General features: G+C 66.6%; 15 protein-coding genes. 5 read left to right on the forward strand and 10 right to left on the reverse strand.

The annotated features are described in order from the left end of the window. Positions 1-23: 23 nt before the first annotated feature. Genes HY019_RS01000 through HY019_RS01010 form a run of 3 tightly spaced genes read right to left on the reverse strand, consistent with a single transcriptional unit; the run spans position 24 to position 2,290 of the window. Positions 24-545 carry a flavin reductase family protein gene (locus tag HY019_RS01000; RefSeq protein ID WP_290687634.1) on the reverse strand — a complete coding sequence of 174 codons (522 nt, stop codon included), beginning with the start codon at positions 543-545 and terminating at the stop codon, positions 24-26. Further along, positions 542-1,363, reverse strand: coding sequence for a class I SAM-dependent methyltransferase (locus HY019_RS01005; RefSeq protein ID WP_290687636.1), 822 nt, complete (start codon positions 1,361-1,363; stop codon positions 542-544). Before HY019_RS01005 ends, HY019_RS01000 begins: the two co-directional genes overlap by 4 nt. A gap of 24 nt (positions 1,364-1,387) precedes the next feature. After that, the gene (locus HY019_RS01010; RefSeq protein ID WP_290687638.1) at positions 1,388-2,290 is read right to left on the reverse strand and encodes a ParB/RepB/Spo0J family partition protein; all 903 of its coding nucleotides are present in this window, start codon (positions 2,288-2,290) and stop codon (positions 1,388-1,390) included. A gap of 69 nt (positions 2,291-2,359) precedes the next feature. On the opposite strand from HY019_RS01010, the gene HY019_RS01015 reads away from it, so the two are divergent. Continuing rightward, positions 2,360-3,592: a nucleotide disphospho-sugar-binding domain-containing protein gene (locus tag HY019_RS01015; protein WP_290687639.1), complete on the forward strand. Its 1,233-nt coding sequence runs from the start codon at positions 2,360-2,362 to the stop codon at positions 3,590-3,592. Between the two features lie 65 nt (positions 3,593-3,657). Next, on the forward strand, positions 3,658-5,331 hold the full coding sequence (locus tag HY019_RS01020; RefSeq protein ID WP_290687640.1) for an ATP-binding protein: 1,674 nt from the start codon (positions 3,658-3,660) through the stop codon (positions 5,329-5,331). A 2-nt stretch (positions 5,332-5,333) separates the two neighbouring features. Here the strand turns inward: HY019_RS01020 and HY019_RS01025 are convergent, their stop codons facing one another. The 4 genes from HY019_RS01025 to mnmG all read right to left on the reverse strand — a co-directional run bounded on the left by HY019_RS01025 (position 5,334) and on the right by mnmG (position 10,339). Next, positions 5,334-6,164 carry a ParA family protein gene (locus HY019_RS01025; protein ID WP_290687641.1) on the reverse strand — a complete coding sequence of 277 codons (831 nt, stop codon included), beginning with the start codon at positions 6,162-6,164 and terminating at the stop codon, positions 5,334-5,336. 29 nt (positions 6,165-6,193) lie between these two features. Then, positions 6,194-7,135: a hypothetical protein gene (locus HY019_RS01030; protein WP_290687642.1), complete on the reverse strand. Its 942-nt coding sequence runs from the start codon at positions 7,133-7,135 to the stop codon at positions 6,194-6,196. A 172-nt stretch (positions 7,136-7,307) separates the two neighbouring features. Beyond that, positions 7,308-8,138: a 16S rRNA (guanine(527)-N(7))-methyltransferase RsmG gene (gene rsmG, locus HY019_RS01035; RefSeq protein ID WP_290687644.1), complete on the reverse strand. Its 831-nt coding sequence runs from the start codon at positions 8,136-8,138 to the stop codon at positions 7,308-7,310. Positions 8,139-8,257: 119 nt separating this feature from the next. Continuing rightward, a complete protein-coding gene (gene mnmG, locus HY019_RS01040) occupies positions 8,258-10,339 on the reverse strand; it encodes a tRNA uridine-5-carboxymethylaminomethyl(34) synthesis enzyme MnmG (RefSeq protein ID WP_290687646.1) in 2,082 nt (693 codons plus the stop codon). Positions 10,340-10,638: 299 nt separating this feature from the next. On the opposite strand from mnmG, the gene HY019_RS01045 reads away from it, so the two are divergent. After that, the gene (locus HY019_RS01045; protein ID WP_290687647.1) at positions 10,639-11,169 is read left to right on the forward strand and encodes a PEP-CTERM sorting domain-containing protein; all 531 of its coding nucleotides are present in this window, start codon (positions 10,639-10,641) and stop codon (positions 11,167-11,169) included. Positions 11,170-11,410: 241 nt separating this feature from the next. Then, positions 11,411-11,662: a YkgJ family cysteine cluster protein gene (locus HY019_RS01050; RefSeq protein WP_290687649.1), complete on the forward strand. Its 252-nt coding sequence runs from the start codon at positions 11,411-11,413 to the stop codon at positions 11,660-11,662. Here HY019_RS01050 and HY019_RS01055 read toward each other — a convergent pair. Then, positions 11,634-12,662 carry a sterol desaturase family protein gene (locus HY019_RS01055; protein ID WP_290687651.1) on the reverse strand — a complete coding sequence of 343 codons (1,029 nt, stop codon included), beginning with the start codon at positions 12,660-12,662 and terminating at the stop codon, positions 11,634-11,636. The two genes, HY019_RS01050 and HY019_RS01055, sit on opposite strands and share 29 nt — an antisense overlap. A 147-nt stretch (positions 12,663-12,809) precedes the next feature. After that, a complete protein-coding gene (locus HY019_RS01060) occupies positions 12,810-13,214 on the reverse strand; it encodes a YchJ family metal-binding protein (protein WP_290687653.1) in 405 nt (134 codons plus the stop codon). An 18-nt stretch (positions 13,215-13,232) separates the two neighbouring features. Between HY019_RS01060 and HY019_RS01065 the strand changes: the two genes are divergently transcribed. After that, positions 13,233-14,042, forward strand: a complete 810-nt coding sequence (locus HY019_RS01065) for an SDR family oxidoreductase (RefSeq protein ID WP_290687655.1) — start codon at positions 13,233-13,235, stop codon at positions 14,040-14,042. Positions 14,043-14,074: 32 nt separating this feature from the next. On the opposite strand, the gene HY019_RS01070 is transcribed toward HY019_RS01065, so the two are convergent. Then, positions 14,075-15,064 carry a hypothetical protein gene (locus HY019_RS01070; protein WP_290687657.1) on the reverse strand — a complete coding sequence of 330 codons (990 nt, stop codon included), beginning with the start codon at positions 15,062-15,064 and terminating at the stop codon, positions 14,075-14,077. Positions 15,065-15,117: the final 53 nt, after the last annotated feature.

The raw sequence follows: 15,117 nt of genomic DNA on the forward strand, positions 1-15,117 counted from the left end.
GAGTGAGGCCAACCTGCCCCGGCTCAGATCGGCAGGTCGGTGAAGAAGCGGCCGCCGTGGAACACCAGCGGGGTCGCCCCCACGCGGCGGCGGCAATGCGCCACCTGCCCCACGAAGATGACGTGGTCACCCTCGTCGTACTGGCTGCGGTGGCTGCACTCGAACACCGCCACAGCGCCATCGATCACCGGCGCGCCGGTCAGGCCCGGGCGCCAGGGCGCGCCCTCGAAACGGTCGATGCCCCGACGGGCAAACCGCTCGGCCAGGGGGCGCTGGTCGGCCGCCAGCACATTGATGGCGTAGTGCCGTGCATTCAGAAAACCCGCCATGCTGGACGACTGGCGCGCCAGGCTCCACAGCACCAGCGGTGGCGCCAGCGACACCGAGTTGAAGGAATTGGCCGTCAGCCCCACCAGGCGCCCCTGGGCATCGCATGCCGTCACGATCGTGACCCCGGTGGCGAACTGGCCCAGGGCGGCACGCAGCTCATCAGAGGTGAAGGGCAGGGTCTCGGTGGTGGGCACCGAGTCGGTCGGCAGGGTCATTCAAGGCTTTCACTGGAGCCCGACAGTGTAGTCGGGCGCCCCGTTTCACGTTGGTCGAGGCGATACACCCATATCGGGCGTGCGCCTTCCAAACTCAAGCGTGCATGCGGCTTCCAGGCCCGATCCCGGTCATCACGCGCTTCAAATTCCAGGCTCACCAGCCAGCTGCCCGGGCGCATCTCGCGCCAGGCCTTGGCCATGGCGCGGGGCATGGTCTCGGGCCGCTGGAACAGGTAGACCAGGTCAAAGTCGGCCCAGCTTTGCGCCCACATGTCACCCTGGCGCACACGGGCCCAGGGGCAACGCAAGGCCGCCACCACGCGCCACAACCAGCTCCACTCGATGCCGTGGATGCGGGCCTGCGGGTAAGCGGCATGCAGCTCGACCAGGGCGTCGCCCATCCCGCAGCCGGCGTCCAGGATGCGGGCCGGTGCGGCCTCAGGTGAGGCGTCCGCCGGGGCCAGCGGCGCATGCTGCGGCAGCTCGCGCAGCGCGCCGCGCGGGGTCGGGAACACGGGCGCATCACGCCAGGCATGCACCGGGTAGGCCAGCAACAGCAAGGCCAGCGGCGCCAGCCACAACCAGGCGGGCAGGCCTGCGCCCTGCCCCAGCGCCAGCACGCTCAAGGGGAAGCCGGCGGCCACGAACGCACGCCGCCAGGTGGTCGAGGCCACAAAGGGCAACCAGGTGGCGCACACCCCCAGGGCCGTGGGCAGCATCAGCACGGCCCACAAAGGGGCCTGCACGGCCCGCAAGGCCAGCGCCAGGCCCCAGGCCAGGGCCCAGGTCAGCAAGGCCGGCAAAGGCCAGGTGCGCATGCCTGGGTGCGTCCTCGTGGGGGCTTACTCGGCTGCGCCGCCGCGCAGCTTGTCGATCAGGCCATTGAGCTCGTCAAGGCTGCCGAACTGGATGGTGATCTCGCCTTGTTCGCCGCGCTTGGTCTTGCGCTTGACGTTGATCTCGACCTGCGCGGTCAGGATGTCCGACAGCGCCTCTTCCAGGCGGACCAGATCGCGCGACTTCTCTGACTTGACGCGCAGCAGCGGGGCCTGGCGCCCGGCGCCCTGCACCTTGGCCACCAGCTTTTCAGCCTCGCGCACATTGAGCTTGCGGGCCACCACCTCGTTGGCGGTGGTGATCTGCACGGCCTTGTCCAGCGGCAGCAGCGCACGGGCATGGCCCATGTCGATGTCGCCGGCCATCAGCATGCCCTGCACGGGCTCGGCCAGGTTCAGCAGGCGCAGCAGGTTGGAGGCAGCACTGCGCGAGCGCCCCACGGCCTGCGCGGCCTGCTCGTGCGTCAGGCCGAACTCGCTGGTCAAGCGTTGCAGGCCCTGGGCCTCTTCCAGCGGGTTGAGGTCCTCGCGCTGGATGTTCTCGATCAGGGCCATGGCGGCGGCGGCTTCGTCCGGCACATCCTTGACCAGCACGGGCACCTCGGTGAGGCCGGCCAGCTTGGCCGCACGCGAGCGGCGTTCGCCCGCGATGATCTCGTACTTGCCGCCCCCGACGGGTCGCACCAGGATGGGCTGCATGATGCCCTGCGCCTTGATGCTCTCGGCCAGCTCGTACAAGGAGCCTTCGTCCATGCGCGTGCGCGGCTGGTACTTGCCCGTCTGCATCAGGTCCAGACGCAGGACGGACGGCGCACCGCCCTCCGGCGTGGCCGCAGGTTGATCGCTGAGTTTGGGGCCGAGCAGGGCCTCCAGGCCCATGCCCAGGCCTTTGGATTTTTTCGTCGCCATGGGCGCCATTGTCCGTTGTTTAGCCGATGTTTCTACAATCCCTTGAACACCTGGATGGAGACGATCGGCATGGCGCGCTTTTTACTGGCCTGGGAATTTGGCGACGGGCTGGGCCATGCAAGCCGCTTCAGGCCGCTGGCGCAAAGCCTGCGCCAGCGTGGCCACGAGGTCGACCTCATGCTGCGCGAGATCGTGCATGCCCGCAGCGTGCTGGGTGACCTGGGCCTGCGTGTGCTGCAAGCCCCCTTCTGGATGCACCAGACCGTGGGCGGGCCCCACCCCACCATCAGCCTCACCGAGATCCTGGTGGGCAATGGCTACCTGCAGGCCGATCACCTCGATGGCCTGGTGGAAGGCTGGCTGGCCGCGCTCGACCTGATCCGCCCCGACGTGCTGGTGGCCGACTACGCGCCCACGGCCACCATCGCCGCACGCATCAAGGGCATCCCGGTGGCCACGGTGGGGGGTGGCTTCTACCTGCCCCCTGACGCCTGCCCCCTGCCCCCGTTTCGCACCTGGGAGCCCATCGAGCCCGGCCGCATCGACTACTGGGAGCAACGCGTCACGAACACGGTCAACACCGTGCTGGCCCGCCATGGCGCGCCCGCCGTGCCCCGCCTGAGCGCCATCTTCCGTGGCGACAAGCCCCTGCTGTGCGGCTGGCCCGAGCTGGATCCCTATCAGCGTCATGACCAACGCCACGCCCTGCCCGCCGGCTCTGGCGAGGTCGACCCCGGGCTGGGCCCGACCTTCCTGAACGAAGGCGGCGAAGCACCGCAATGGCCCGAGGGCGATGGCCCCTGCGTGTTTGCCTATGTGCGCAGCACCCATGGCGACCTGCTGGCGCTGCTGCAGGCGCTGGACCAAGCGGGCTGCCGTACCCTGTGTTACCTGCCCGAAGTGGCCGCCGGGCGCCCCGCCCCGCTGGTCTCGCCGCGCATCCGTTATGCCGGCCGCCCTGTGGACCTGGCGCAAGCCCTGCCCCAGGCCAGCCTGCTGATCAGCCATGCCGGCGAAGCCACCCTGGCCCAGGCGCTGCTGGCGGGCGTGCCCATGCTCTTGCTGCCCACCCAGGCCGAGCAGTTCCTCAATGCCCAGGGCGTGGTGCAACTGGGCGCGGGGCTGAACGCGGCCACGCATGGCCAGCCCGTGCCCTATGCGCAGCTCCTGCACGCCTTGCTGCACACAGACAGCTACCGGGCCGCCGCACAGGCCATGGCCCACCGTTATCGTGACTTCCTGCCCAGCGCCTTGAACCAGACTTTGACAGCCGCCTGCGAGTCGCTGTTGAATGATCACTGAAATGGGCATCCTCAGGCCCCCCCCCTCACTACACGCCCTTGCCCGCCGGTCGATAACCCACAGATATGGACGCCACGCCTCCTACCCCGACGCCCGATGGCGACGATGCGCTTGCTGCACTGCAGCAAGAGTTGGCACAGACACGCGCCCAGCTGGCCAAGACCGAAAAACGCCTGAAAGCCCGCGAGGGCTTGCTCCAGGGCCTGAGCCGGCACATCCCGGGTGTGCTGTACAAGGTGGTGGTGCCGCCCGGCGGCGAAGCGCAACTGCACTACATCAGCGAGCGCGCGGCCGAGCTGTATGAGCTGGACCCCCAAGCCACCGGCCTGGACTGGAGCGCCCATTACAAGCGCATCCACCCCGACGACCTCCCGATGGTCCTGCAACTCAGTCGCGAAGTGGCGGACGAGGAGGGGATGCTGCAGCAGTTCGAGTACCGCACCATCCTGCCCAAGAAGGGCCTGCGCTGGATGGCCGGCCAGGCCTTCGCTGCGCGCGAAGGGGCGGATGGCAGCACAGCCTGGTATGGCTATACGCAGGACGTGACCGAGCAGAAACTCTATGCAGAAGCCCTGATCACGGCCCAGACCGCCGAGCGGGCCAACCATGCCAAGAGCGAGTTCCTCTCCCGCATGAGCCACGAGCTGCGCACCCCGCTCAACGCCATCATCGGCTTTGCCCAGCTGCTGCAGATGGACCGCAGCAGCGTGTTCGGCGACGAGCAACGCCGCCGTGTCAACCTGATCGAAAAGGCCGGCCAGCACCTGCTGTCCATGCTGGGTGACGTGCTGGACCTCTCGCGCATCGAAGCCGGTGACCTGCCCCTGTCCATCGAAGCCCAGGACGTCGATCTCGTGGCCGACGACGCGCTCAGCATGGTCGGTGCGCAAGCCCGCCACAGCCAGATCCGCATCGACACGCATGGCGTGGGCAGCCACGTCTATGCGCAGGCGGACCGGGTGCGCTTGCGCCAGGTGCTGGTCAACCTGCTGAGCAATGCCATCAAGTACAACCGCGCAGGCGGCACGGTGCAATTGCGCGCCCGCCGGGCCGGCAACGAGGTGCTCATCGAGGTGCAGGACAGCGGCATCGGCATGAGCCCTGAACAACAGGCCCAGCTCTTCCAGCCTTTCAACCGCCTGGGCGTGGAGCAAAGCGGCATCGAGGGCACCGGCATCGGTCTGGTCATCGTGCACAAGCTGGTGTCGCTGATGGGCGGGCGTATCGAGGTAGAGAGCCAGGCTGGCACGGGCAGCTGCTTTCGCATTGTCCTGCCGGCGGCCGACAGCGAGCCCGAGCCCTCCGACCAGATCCCGCTGTCCGATGGCGACCTGTTCGCCCGCCCCGCCACCATCCTGTACGCCGAGGACAACGAGGTCAACGTGGCCCTGGTGCACCAGGTCATCAAGCTGCGCCCGCACTGGCGCCTGCTGGTGGCCATGAACGGCAAGCGGGCCCTGGAGGTGGCACGCCGCCACCACCCCGACCTGATGCTGATCGACATGCACCTGGGCGACATGACCGGGCTGGAGCTGGCCGCCGCGCTGGACAGCGAAGACACCACACGTGACATCCCGCGGGTGGCGCTCTCAGCCGATGCCATGCCCGACCGCATCCACGCGGCCAAGGCGCATGGCTTCAAGGCCTACCTGACCAAACCGCTGGACGTGATGGCGCTGCTGCGTTGCCTGGAAGAGGCGCTGCCCATGGATGGGCCCGCTCTACCTGGCTCAAGCTGAAGTCAGGCGTCTGCCGTGCCCGCGCTGGCCGACGACGCCACCTTCTTGGGCTTGCTGATCTTGATGTTCGGCGCCACGCGTTTGACCAGTTCGTGGGCAAAGCTGACAAAGGCTTGCGCGCCCTTGCTGGCCGGGTCGAACACCACGCCGGGCACGCCATAGCTGGGCGCCTCGGCCAGGCGCACATTGCGCGGGATCACCGCATCGAACACCTTGTCGCCGAAGTGGGTCTTGAGCTGTTCGCTCACCTGCTGCTGCAGGGTGATGCGCGGGTCGAACATCACACGCAACAGGCCGATGAGCTGCAGTTCGCGGTTCAGGTTGGCGTGCACCTGCTTGACCGTGTTGACCAGGTCGGTGAGGCCTTCCAGCGCGAAGTACTCGCACTGCATGGGCACGATCACGCCATGGGCACAGGTCAGGCCGTTCAAGGTCAGCAGGCTCAGGGAGGGCGGGCAATCGATCAGCACAAAGTCGTAATCGTTGGCCGCCGCCTCGATGGCCGACTTCAGCCGGCGGTCACGCCGCTCCAGCGTCACCAGCTCGATCTCGGCGCCCGCCAACTCGCGGTTGGCGCCCAGCACGTCATAGCCGCCCTTGGGGCTGCGCGCGCGCGCATCGGCAATCGACACTTCTTCCAGCAGCACCTCGTACACGCTGTGCGGCAAGGTGCGCTTGTCCACACCCGAGCCCATGGTGGCATTGCCTTGCGGGTCCAGGTCCACGATCAGCACGCGCTGCCCGATCTGGGCCAGACCGGCAGCCAGGTTGACCGTGGTGGTGGTTTTGCCCACCCCGCCCTTTTGGTTAGCAATACAGAAGATGTGCGGCATGGCTTGATTATCTCAGCCGTGATCCGGGATCAGGCATGGGGGTGCTGGCGGCGCACGGGCTTTTTGGCCACAGGTGCGGAGGCCTTGGCCGCTGCAGTGTGGGCATGGCGGGTCTTGCTGGCCGCGGTGGCCTGCTTCAGGTGGGCGGGTTTGCGGGCCTGATGGGGCGGCTGCGCACCGGCCTGCGTGCCTGCAGCCGGTGTGCCTGCGGGCAGGCCGTGGGTCGTCATCGGCTGCTTGTGGCGCCGGGCCACGCGCCCCGCTGTGCCCACCGAGGTCGACGCGCCCTGCTTGCCGGACGCGGCAGGCTTCTTCAAGCGATGCTTGGTGGCCACCGCATCGGGTGCCACGTGCTGCCCTGCGACCTGGCCGACAGCTTGCCCTTGTGGTGCGCCGTGTCGTGTGCCCGCGCCTTTGCTGCCTTTATGGCGCGCATCCTTGGGCTCTACCGACGAGGCCTTCTGGCCCGCATGGTGCGGCTTGCCCTTGGTCTTGCGCTCATGCGGCCGGGGCTGGGTCTCGTTCGTTTTCTTCACGCCACGGGTGCGGTCCACATGCTGCCGGGGCGGTGTGGCCACGGGTGCGGTGGCGTCCTGACTTGGTTGGGCATGCTCGGCGCGCTGGGCCTGACGCGTGGCACGACCAGAGGCTGCAGGCGCCTTCACCTGCTCGGACTCCGGCGTCAACAAGGGCTCGTTGGGGTTGACCGGCGGGGGCACTTGCCTGGCGGTCGAGGTCAGTGGCTGTTGCCCGGCGGGGCGCAAGGCCACGGCCGCGGGGTCGGTGGCCACGCGGCCCGTCACCGGTGCGGGCCGCACTTGAGGCAAGGTCTGAGGCAACGCGCCCGGCCCGCCAGAGGCATCACGTGTCGCACCACCCGTCACCCCACTGGTCGTCTGAGCCTGGCTCGCTGCGCCCCAAACCAACAAGGCGGCGGTCAGCGCGATCCTCTTCCAAACTCGAACGCTCATCTGTCTGTCTCCTGCAAAGGCCATGTGGAATGGATGTTCAATACTTGAGCATCTCATGCGGTTGACGGGAGATGCACGAGGCGCATCAAGAAAGTTGGGTGCGCTGTGGCTTGGATTCAACCAATCGCCGCCCCGACGCAGCCCCAACTCGGCCCAGAATTCAGCCCAAACCTCAGCCCGGAACACCACCTTGAGGCCGCATCCAGACCAGGCAGCGGTCGGCATCCAGCCCTGGCACCTGCAGTTGTTCCACGTGAAACACATCGATGTCAGCGGGCAACTGCGCCAGTTCTTCATCCGGATGCTTGCCCTTCATGGCCATCCACTCCGCCCCCTCCGCCAGGATGGCCCGCGTCAGGGACACGAAATCCACCAACGAGGCAAACGCCCGCGAGGTGATCAGGTCGTAGCGCCCCTTGAGTTGCTCGACCCGCGCGTGCTCGCCACGCAGATTGGGCAAGCGCAACTCGGCGGCCACCTGGCGGATGAAAGCCGCCTTCTTGCCCACCGTGTCGACACAACTGACCTGGACATCCGGGCAGCAGATCGCCAGCACCACACCGGGCAGGCCGCCGCCGCTGCCCACATCCAGCAGCTTGATCGGGCCCGCATCGGCCGCCCTGCCCGCTCGCACCGTGTCCAGATGGCGGGCCAAAGGCGCCAGCACCGCCAGGCAATCCGTCAGGTGATGCGTGAGCATGTCCTGCGGATCACGCAGGGCCGTGAGGTTGAAGGTGCTGTTCCAGTGCGCCAGCATCACCATGTAGGCGGCCAGTTTTTGCACCTGCTCGGCACCCACGCCCGCCACGGGCAAGGTCAGTTGCGCCAACACCGGCGGCAGGGCCGCCTCCCACTGCGCCTGCGACCAGACCTCAACGGCTGGCCGGGGTGCAGGCTTGTGCACCGGTTTGCTCGCGGGCTTGGCCGCCCCCGCCCCGTGCAAGAGGTGCAGGCCAGACGAATAAGCCCCGCGCTGCGGGCCCCGCTTGTGATGAGATGCCATCCCCACTCCAGAAAAACAGCAGTGGCCGCACACCATCGGCGTACAGCCACTGACTCAAAAACCCTTGCGGTGTTCAGCCGAGCTCGGCCGGATCAAGCCCAGATCAAACCCATAGGCGATCAGGCCGCCTCGGTCCCCGCCCCTGCATTGTCGTTGGCCGCGAAGCCCTTGAAGCGCCCCTTTTTCAGGTGGATCAGCAAGAGCGAAATCGCCGCCGGCGTGATGCCCGAAATGCGGGAAGCCTGCCCCAGGGTCTCGGGCCGGTGCTTGCTCAGCTTCTGGCGGGCCTCGATGCTCAGCGCCGAGACCTGCATGTAGTCCAGATCCCCGGGCAGCTTCAGGCCCTCGTAATAAGCGGCCCGCTCGACCTCGTCATTCTGCTTGTCGATGTAGCCGGCGTACTTGATGCTGATCTCGACCTGCTCGATCACCGACTCGGCCAGGGCCTCACCCAGTTCGACATGCATGCCCGCACGGTCAACGGCGCCATCTGTTTCACGTGAAACCGCGCCTTCTGTTGACGCCGTCTTGCCCGCCTCGGCCCGGATGGCCGCATGCCGACCAGCGGCAATCGCACCAGCCTCGCACACCTTGTCGTAGTCCACCCCGGGGCGACGCAACAGGTCTGCCAGGTTGTACTCCCGCTCCAGGGCCTTGCCCAGCAGACGCTCCGCATCGGCAGCAGGCAGCGTGGCCGGGCGCACCCAGGTCGTCCGCAGCCGCTCTGTTTCACGTGAAACAGCGTCGCGCTTGCGGTTGAAAGCCGCCCAGCGCACATCGTCCACCAAGCCCAGCTCACGGCCGATTTCGGTCAGGCGCATGTCGGCGTTGTCCTCGCGCAGCTGCAGGCGGAACTCGGCGCGGCTGGTGAACATGCGGTAAGGCTCGGTCACGCCCTTGGTGATCAGGTCGTCCACCAACACGCCCAGGTAAGCCTGGTCCCGGCGCGGCATCCAGGCCTCGCGCCCCTGCGCCTGCAACGCGGCGTTCAAGCCAGCGAACAAGCCCTGGGCCGCAGCCTCTTCATAACCGGTGGTGCCATTGATCTGCCCGGCGAAGAACAGCCCCTGGATCGCCTTGGTCTCGAAGGTGGACTTCAACTCGCGCGGATCGAAGTAGTCGTACTCGATCGCATAACCCGGGCGCAGGATGTAGGCGTTCTCCAGGCCCGGCATGGTGCGCAGCGCATTGAGCTGGATATCGAAGGGCAGCGAGGTGCTGATGCCGTTGGGGTAGAACTCGTTGGTCGTCAGGCCTTCGGGCTCCAGGAAGATCTGGTGCGAGTCCTTGTCGGCAAAACGGTTGATCTTGTCTTCGATGCTCGGGCAATACCGCGGCCCCACCCCTTCGATCACACCGGTGAACATCGGGCTGCGGTCAAAGCCGGAGCGGATGATGTCGTGCGTCTGCTGGTTGGTGTGGGTGATCCAGCAAGGCAGCTGGCGAGGGTGCTGGTCAGGTGTGCCCAGGAAGCTGAACACCGGCACCTTCGGCCCGGTCGGGGCCGATTCCCCCCAGGAGCCCACCAGCCCCACGCCATCACCGGGTTGCTCGGTCAGCTTGCTGAAGTCGATGCTGCGGCCGTCGATGCGCGGCGGGGTGCCGGTCTTGAGGCGGCCCTGCGGCAGCTTCAACTCTTTCAATCGAGCCGACAGCGACACGGCGGGCGGGTCCCCTGCCCGGCCGGCGCTGTAGTTGTTCAGCCCCACGTGGATCTTGCCGTCCAGGAAGGTGCCGGCCGTCAGCACCACGGTGCGCGCGCGGAAGCGGATGCCCACCTGCGTGACGGCGCCCACCACCCGGTCGCCCTCCACCATCAGGTCGTCCACCGCCTGTTGGAACAGCCACAGATTGGGCTGGTTCTCCAGGCGCTGGCGGATGGCGGCCTTGTACAGGATGCGGTCGGCCTGGGCGCGGGTGGCCCGCACGGCCGGACCCTTGCTCGAATTGAGGATGCGGAACTGGATGCCGCCTTCGTCGGTGGCGGCGCCCATGGCCCCACCCAGCGCATCCACCTCCTTGACCAGGTGGCCCTTGCCAATGCCCCCGATAGACGGGTTGCAACTCATCTGCCCCAGGGTCTCGATGTTGTGGGTCAGCAGCAAGGTGGCGCAGCCCATGCGGGCCGCAGCCAGCGCGGCCTCGGTTCCTGCGTGGCCACCGCCGACCACGATCACGTCAAATTCTTGGGGATAAAGCATGGGAGCAGCGCGCCTCAAAGGCCAGAAAGACTACACGGCAAGAGGCGAGTTAACGCTACCAGATTGCCGCATTTTTGAGCAACTTTCCATTTTAATGAGATTGTGCGTGCCCGGGGGAATCACACTGAAGCCGCACCGCATTTAAACCATGGCTTAATAACGTGCAGCGACAAAACCAACTCAACGCATCACAGGGATGACAACATATGGCTTTGACACGTGTAAAGCGATACTTGGCGACAGCCGCACTTTGCCTGATGGCTTCTACGGCCTCTCACGCGTACGTGGAGTCAGGCTCCATGATGTTATCTGCAGCAGTCATTTTCGACGGGCAGACAGCCCTAGATGGCTATGTGCTGAGCTTTGGCACGCAACCTGACTTCGAAGTCATCACCTATGCAGATGGCAAATTCACCGATCTGGGGTGGAGTTCGGCAAACGCCACAACGCAACTTGCCGTAGCACAGCCTGGGGACTATTTCTCCAGCCAGACGGTGGACGCTCCGGGTGCATTGCCTAGCTTCTTCGACAACCCCAATTTGAGCAAAGATTTCTACGTTGCCGGAGTGATCCACACCTCCCAACTCCTGCCGCAAGAGGCCGCCAACGGACAAGCTACTGCGCTACGGTATGGCTGGGCCCATATGGTGATCGACGGTGATAACCAAGTCAGTATCGTGAATAGCGCTGTGGCCTTTAACGAGCCTGGCATCGTGGTGGGCACCCTCACCGCTGTCCCTGAACCATCGACCTTTGCGCTTACAAGCCTTGGGCTGGCTGCTCTGATCACCACCTTGTGTCGACAGCGAAAGAACCAGCACCCCAGTTGATGCCATCGCCCCGACGTGCATCCCTCACGGAACAGGCCAGCACCTCGCTGCCATTTAAAAGTTAGGGATGGCGCCCGGGCCGGCGTTTGTCTAGAGTCGGCTTATTCGCTGTCGTCACCAAAAATAAAACAGGGTTTCTTCTTCCCCGGACGACAGCGCCACGGTCTGCATCCAACAACACGCGCGCCCCATCCAAGCTGAGATAGCGCGCGACAATCAGGCCCCTCCCAGTAGGCGCCCCATGAATTGCAGACCCGGCTGCGCGGCTTGTTGTACCGCCCCCTCCATCTCCTCCCCCCTGCCTGGCCTGCCCCATGGCAAACCGGCAGGCATGCCTTGTCCGCATCTGGACGAGGCCCTGCGCTGCCGATTGTTTGGCCGGCCTGAGCGCCCCGCGGTCTGCGGTTCGCTCCAGCCCAGCGAAGAGATGTGCGGCGAGAGCCGCGAACACGCGATGCGCTGGCTCAGCGCACTGGAGCAGGCGACCCGTTGAGCGCTTGCTCGTCGGGCGGCACGCCGGCCCAGTTGTCCAGCAACTCGACAGGCGGCGCGCCCGTGGCCGAGCCCGTCAGGCGCGTCATCTGGGCGCGCAGCTGGTCGGTCGTCAGGCCCTGGCCGTTGGGGGCCCAGCCCGGTGGGCCGAACATATAGCCCAGCGCGTCCAGCGGGTGGCCGCCCTTCAAGGCACGGCCCACATCCTTGAAGATGTTGCCCCACTCGAACAGGCAGGTCTTGAGCGCGCTGTAGCTGGTCATGGTCTTGACCAGGCCATAACGGATCGGCACGCCGTCCTTCTCGGGCACATAGGTGCCAAACAGGCGGTCGAACAGCAAGATGGTGCCGCCGTAATTGCAATCGAGGTACTCGACATTGGCGGCGTGGTGCACGCGGTGGGCCGATGGCGTGTTGAAGATGCCCTCCATCATCGGGATCTTGCTGATCAGGTCGGTGTGGATCCAGAACTGGTAGACCAGGTTCACGCCGTAAGACAGCAGCACCGCGTCAGGCGAGAAGCCGAACAGGCACTGCGGCGCGAAGAACACGAAGCCGCCCGAAATCTTGCCCGTGATGGACTGGCGGAAGGCCGCCGCCAGGTTGTACTGGTTGCCTGTGTGGTGGATGGCGTGCGAAGCCCAGTACCAGCGGATGCGGTGCCCTGCGCGGTGCAGCCAGTAATAGAAGAACTCGGTGCAGAAGAACATCGCCACCCAGCCCCACCAGGTGTCCATGGGCACCGTCCAGAAACGGTGCTCGTACATCCACTGGCCAAACGGCAGGGCCACGCCCATCACCGCCCCCATGGGGATGGCCTCGACCAGCAGCCGCAACAGGTTGATGCGCACGGTGGTCCAGAACGCACGCCAGTCGTAGGGCTCGCGGTCGGTGCGCTTGCTGATCATCACACCTTCGATGAAGGTGATGACGACGGCCGAGACCCCCATGAGCCCCATCATGATCTGGACGGGGTTGAACTGTGCGAGATTGAACGACATGATGTACTTCGTTACATGCATTGACAATGGGCTCAACCATAGAGGCTTAACCCGAACTTGTCGCCCGGGGAAGCCCTTTCGCCGGCCGTTAAACCCCTCGCCTGAGGGGGCGTGGCACGCCACCGTCTGCGGCGCGCTTGCGTCAGGTCAAATCTGCGCCCTCAGGTAAAACCAGCGCCCGCCCTCGCGCACGAACGCGCTGATTTCATGCAGGCGGTGCGCACGCCCACCCAGCTTGCTGCGCGCCACGAACTCGACCAGCCCGCGGTCAGGCCCCCGCATCTCGGCGCGCTTGACGTCCAGCCCGAGCCACTGCAGCCCTGGCTCGGGCGGCTCGATCACGGCCGGGCGCGCTGAGGGGTGCCAGGTTGCCAGCAGGTAATCACGCTCATCCTTGACGAAGGCGCTGTAGCGCGAGCGCATGAGCGATTCGGGATCGGGCGCCATCAAGGCCAGCGGCCCGGCGTGGTAGCGGCCACAGCAATCGGCATACGTGGCGGGCCGCCCGCAGGGGCAGGCATCAAGGAGGGGAGCGGGGGTGCGTCGGCTCATGAGGGGCACAATGATGACATGAGCATGCACCCCTTCCAGCTCGATGGCCGCGTGGCCCTGGTGACCGGCGCCGCACGTGGCCTGGGTTTTGAAATCGCCCAAGCCCTGGCGCAAGCAGGCGCCCAGGTCTGGCTCAACGGGCGTGATGCCGCGGCGCTGGCTGAAGCGGTGGCGCGCATCCACGCACACAGTCAGGCACATCGGCCTGCAGCCTCGACACTGCAAGTCCACGCCCTGCCCTTCGACATCGCCGACGACACCGCCCGGCAGGCGGCCCTGGCCAGGCTGCAGGCCCAATCCGGCCAACTCGACATCCTGGTCAACAACGTGGGCCAGCGCAAGCGCCGCGCCCTGGACGACTTCCCGCTCGACGAAATCCGCCAGTTGCTGGATGTCAACCTGGTCGCCCCCCTGGCGCTGGCACGCGAGGCCGCGCAACTGATGCTGGAAACCGGTGCCACGACCGCCGGGCGGGCACGCATCATCAACATCACCTCGATCGCGGGGCCCATTTCACGCGCAGGGGATGTCGCCTATACCGTGGCCAAGGGCGGGCTGGATGCCGCGACCCGCGCACTGGCGGCCGAGCTGGGCCCGCGCGGCATCACGGTCAACGCCGTGGCACCAGGTTATTTCGCCACCGAGGCCAATGACGCCATGGTGCACAACCCCGAGGTGGCCGACTGGTTGTCGCACCGCACCTCACTGGGCCGCTGGGGGCAGCCACCGGAGATCGCCGGGGCCGTGGTGTTCCTGGCCAGCGCGGCCGCCAGCTACGTGACCGGCCAGACCCTGGCCGTGGACGGCGGTTACCTGTCGCACTTTTAATCAAGCCGGCCCGACTGAACCCGAGCCCCGGATCAGACTTCGTCCAGCTTGTCGGCGGCCATGAGGGCCAGGTAGACCTCGCACACCCCGCGCAGGTAGACCAGGGTGGGCATCACCAGCGCCAGGGCGAACACCACCCCGCCGCCAACCGTGGCCGCCGAGATATAGGGGTAGGCTTCTTTCGGGATGCCCGCCGCGTTGATGCTGTGCAGGCCGTAGCCGAACAGGCCGGCCATGAGTACCTCCGGGTTGACCTGCACACCCAGCACGAACACCGAGGCCTCGGCCATCACGCGCCCACCCACCATCACGAACACGCTGGAGGCCGCACCGACCAGGCCGGTGGCCAGGCTCAGGCCGCCGATCAGCACGCCGGCCTGCAGCAGGCGCTCACGAATCAGCCGAAACACCAGGCGCACGCCCTCCCAGGAGGTGGCCCCCGCCCAGACGATGGGCCCGGTCAAGGGCGCCACCACGGCCACGCCGGCCATCAGCGCCAGCCCGATCACCAGCACCGTGAGCGGCACCACCAGCACGAACAACCAGGGACCGATCTTGGGCAGGCCGCTCAACCAGTACAGGCCCAACAGCCCGCCGGCCAGCGCGGTCGCGCTCAAGCCCATCACCAGCAGGATGGCCAGCACGCGGTGCCCGATGCCCAGCGCGTCTTCCACGGCCTGCACCACATCGCGGCTGGGGCGGCCCATGGCGCGGTCCATCAGCAGCAGGCCCGCCGCGCTGGAGCCATAAAACGCGATGAACAAGGCCGCCGCGCCCTGCCCGATCGCCCAGTTCATCTGGCCGCGGCCAAAAGAGGACTGGGCCATGGCCAGCGTCAGGCCGGCCCCGGAAAACGCCGCCAGCAGCACATACATGGCCCGGCCATCGCGCACGGCCTCGATGCTCGACAGCACCCGAACCAGGGCCTGCCACCAGTCAAAACGCGCGCCCGCGCCAGGAAAAGCCCGACTTTCGCTGGGTTCCACGGCATCGGAAGTCAGAAAATTCGGCTGGTCGGGCATCTTGAAAGTCCATGGGCACGGCGTGCCATCTTGCGCTGAATGTCCGCTGATCA

It is taken from the genome of Aquabacterium sp., from assembly GCF_016195855.1.
In the GTDB taxonomy this organism is placed as follows: domain Bacteria; phylum Pseudomonadota; class Gammaproteobacteria; order Burkholderiales; family Burkholderiaceae_C; genus Aquabacterium.

Bases quoted from the DNA above. Each gene is read 5' to 3' on its own strand.
- rsmG (WP_290687644.1), bottom strand. From the start codon at position 8,138: ATGGCATCTCATCACAAGCGGGGCCCGCAGCGCGGGGCTTATTCGTCT.
- HY019_RS01045 (WP_290687647.1), top strand. From the start codon at position 10,639: ATGATGTTATCTGCAGCAGTCATTTTCGACGGGCAGACAGCCCTAGAT.
- HY019_RS01020 (WP_290687640.1), top strand. From the start codon at position 3,658: ATGGACGCCACGCCTCCTACCCCGACGCCCGATGGCGACGATGCGCTT.
- HY019_RS01025 (WP_290687641.1), bottom strand. From the start codon at position 6,164: ATGCCGCACATCTTCTGTATTGCTAACCAAAAGGGCGGGGTGGGCAAA.
- HY019_RS01005 (WP_290687636.1), bottom strand. From the start codon at position 1,363: ATGCGCACCTGGCCTTTGCCGGCCTTGCTGACCTGGGCCCTGGCCTGG.
- HY019_RS01055 (WP_290687651.1), bottom strand. From the start codon at position 12,662: ATGTCGTTCAATCTCGCACAGTTCAACCCCGTCCAGATCATGATGGGG.
- HY019_RS01070 (WP_290687657.1), bottom strand. From the start codon at position 15,064: ATGCCCGACCAGCCGAATTTTCTGACTTCCGATGCCGTGGAACCCAGC.
- HY019_RS01015 (WP_290687639.1), top strand. From the start codon at position 2,360: ATGGCGCGCTTTTTACTGGCCTGGGAATTTGGCGACGGGCTGGGCCAT.
- HY019_RS01065 (WP_290687655.1), top strand. From the start codon at position 13,233: ATGAGCATGCACCCCTTCCAGCTCGATGGCCGCGTGGCCCTGGTGACC.
- mnmG (WP_290687646.1), bottom strand. From the start codon at position 10,339: ATGCTTTATCCCCAAGAATTTGACGTGATCGTGGTCGGCGGTGGCCAC.
- HY019_RS01000 (WP_290687634.1), bottom strand. From the start codon at position 545: ATGACCCTGCCGACCGACTCGGTGCCCACCACCGAGACCCTGCCCTTC.
- HY019_RS01050 (WP_290687649.1), top strand. From the start codon at position 11,411: ATGAATTGCAGACCCGGCTGCGCGGCTTGTTGTACCGCCCCCTCCATC.
- HY019_RS01010 (WP_290687638.1), bottom strand. From the start codon at position 2,290: ATGGCGACGAAAAAATCCAAAGGCCTGGGCATGGGCCTGGAGGCCCTG.
- HY019_RS01060 (WP_290687653.1), bottom strand. From the start codon at position 13,214: ATGAGCCGACGCACCCCCGCTCCCCTCCTTGATGCCTGCCCCTGCGGG.
- HY019_RS01030 (WP_290687642.1), bottom strand. From the start codon at position 7,135: ATGAGCGTTCGAGTTTGGAAGAGGATCGCGCTGACCGCCGCCTTGTTG.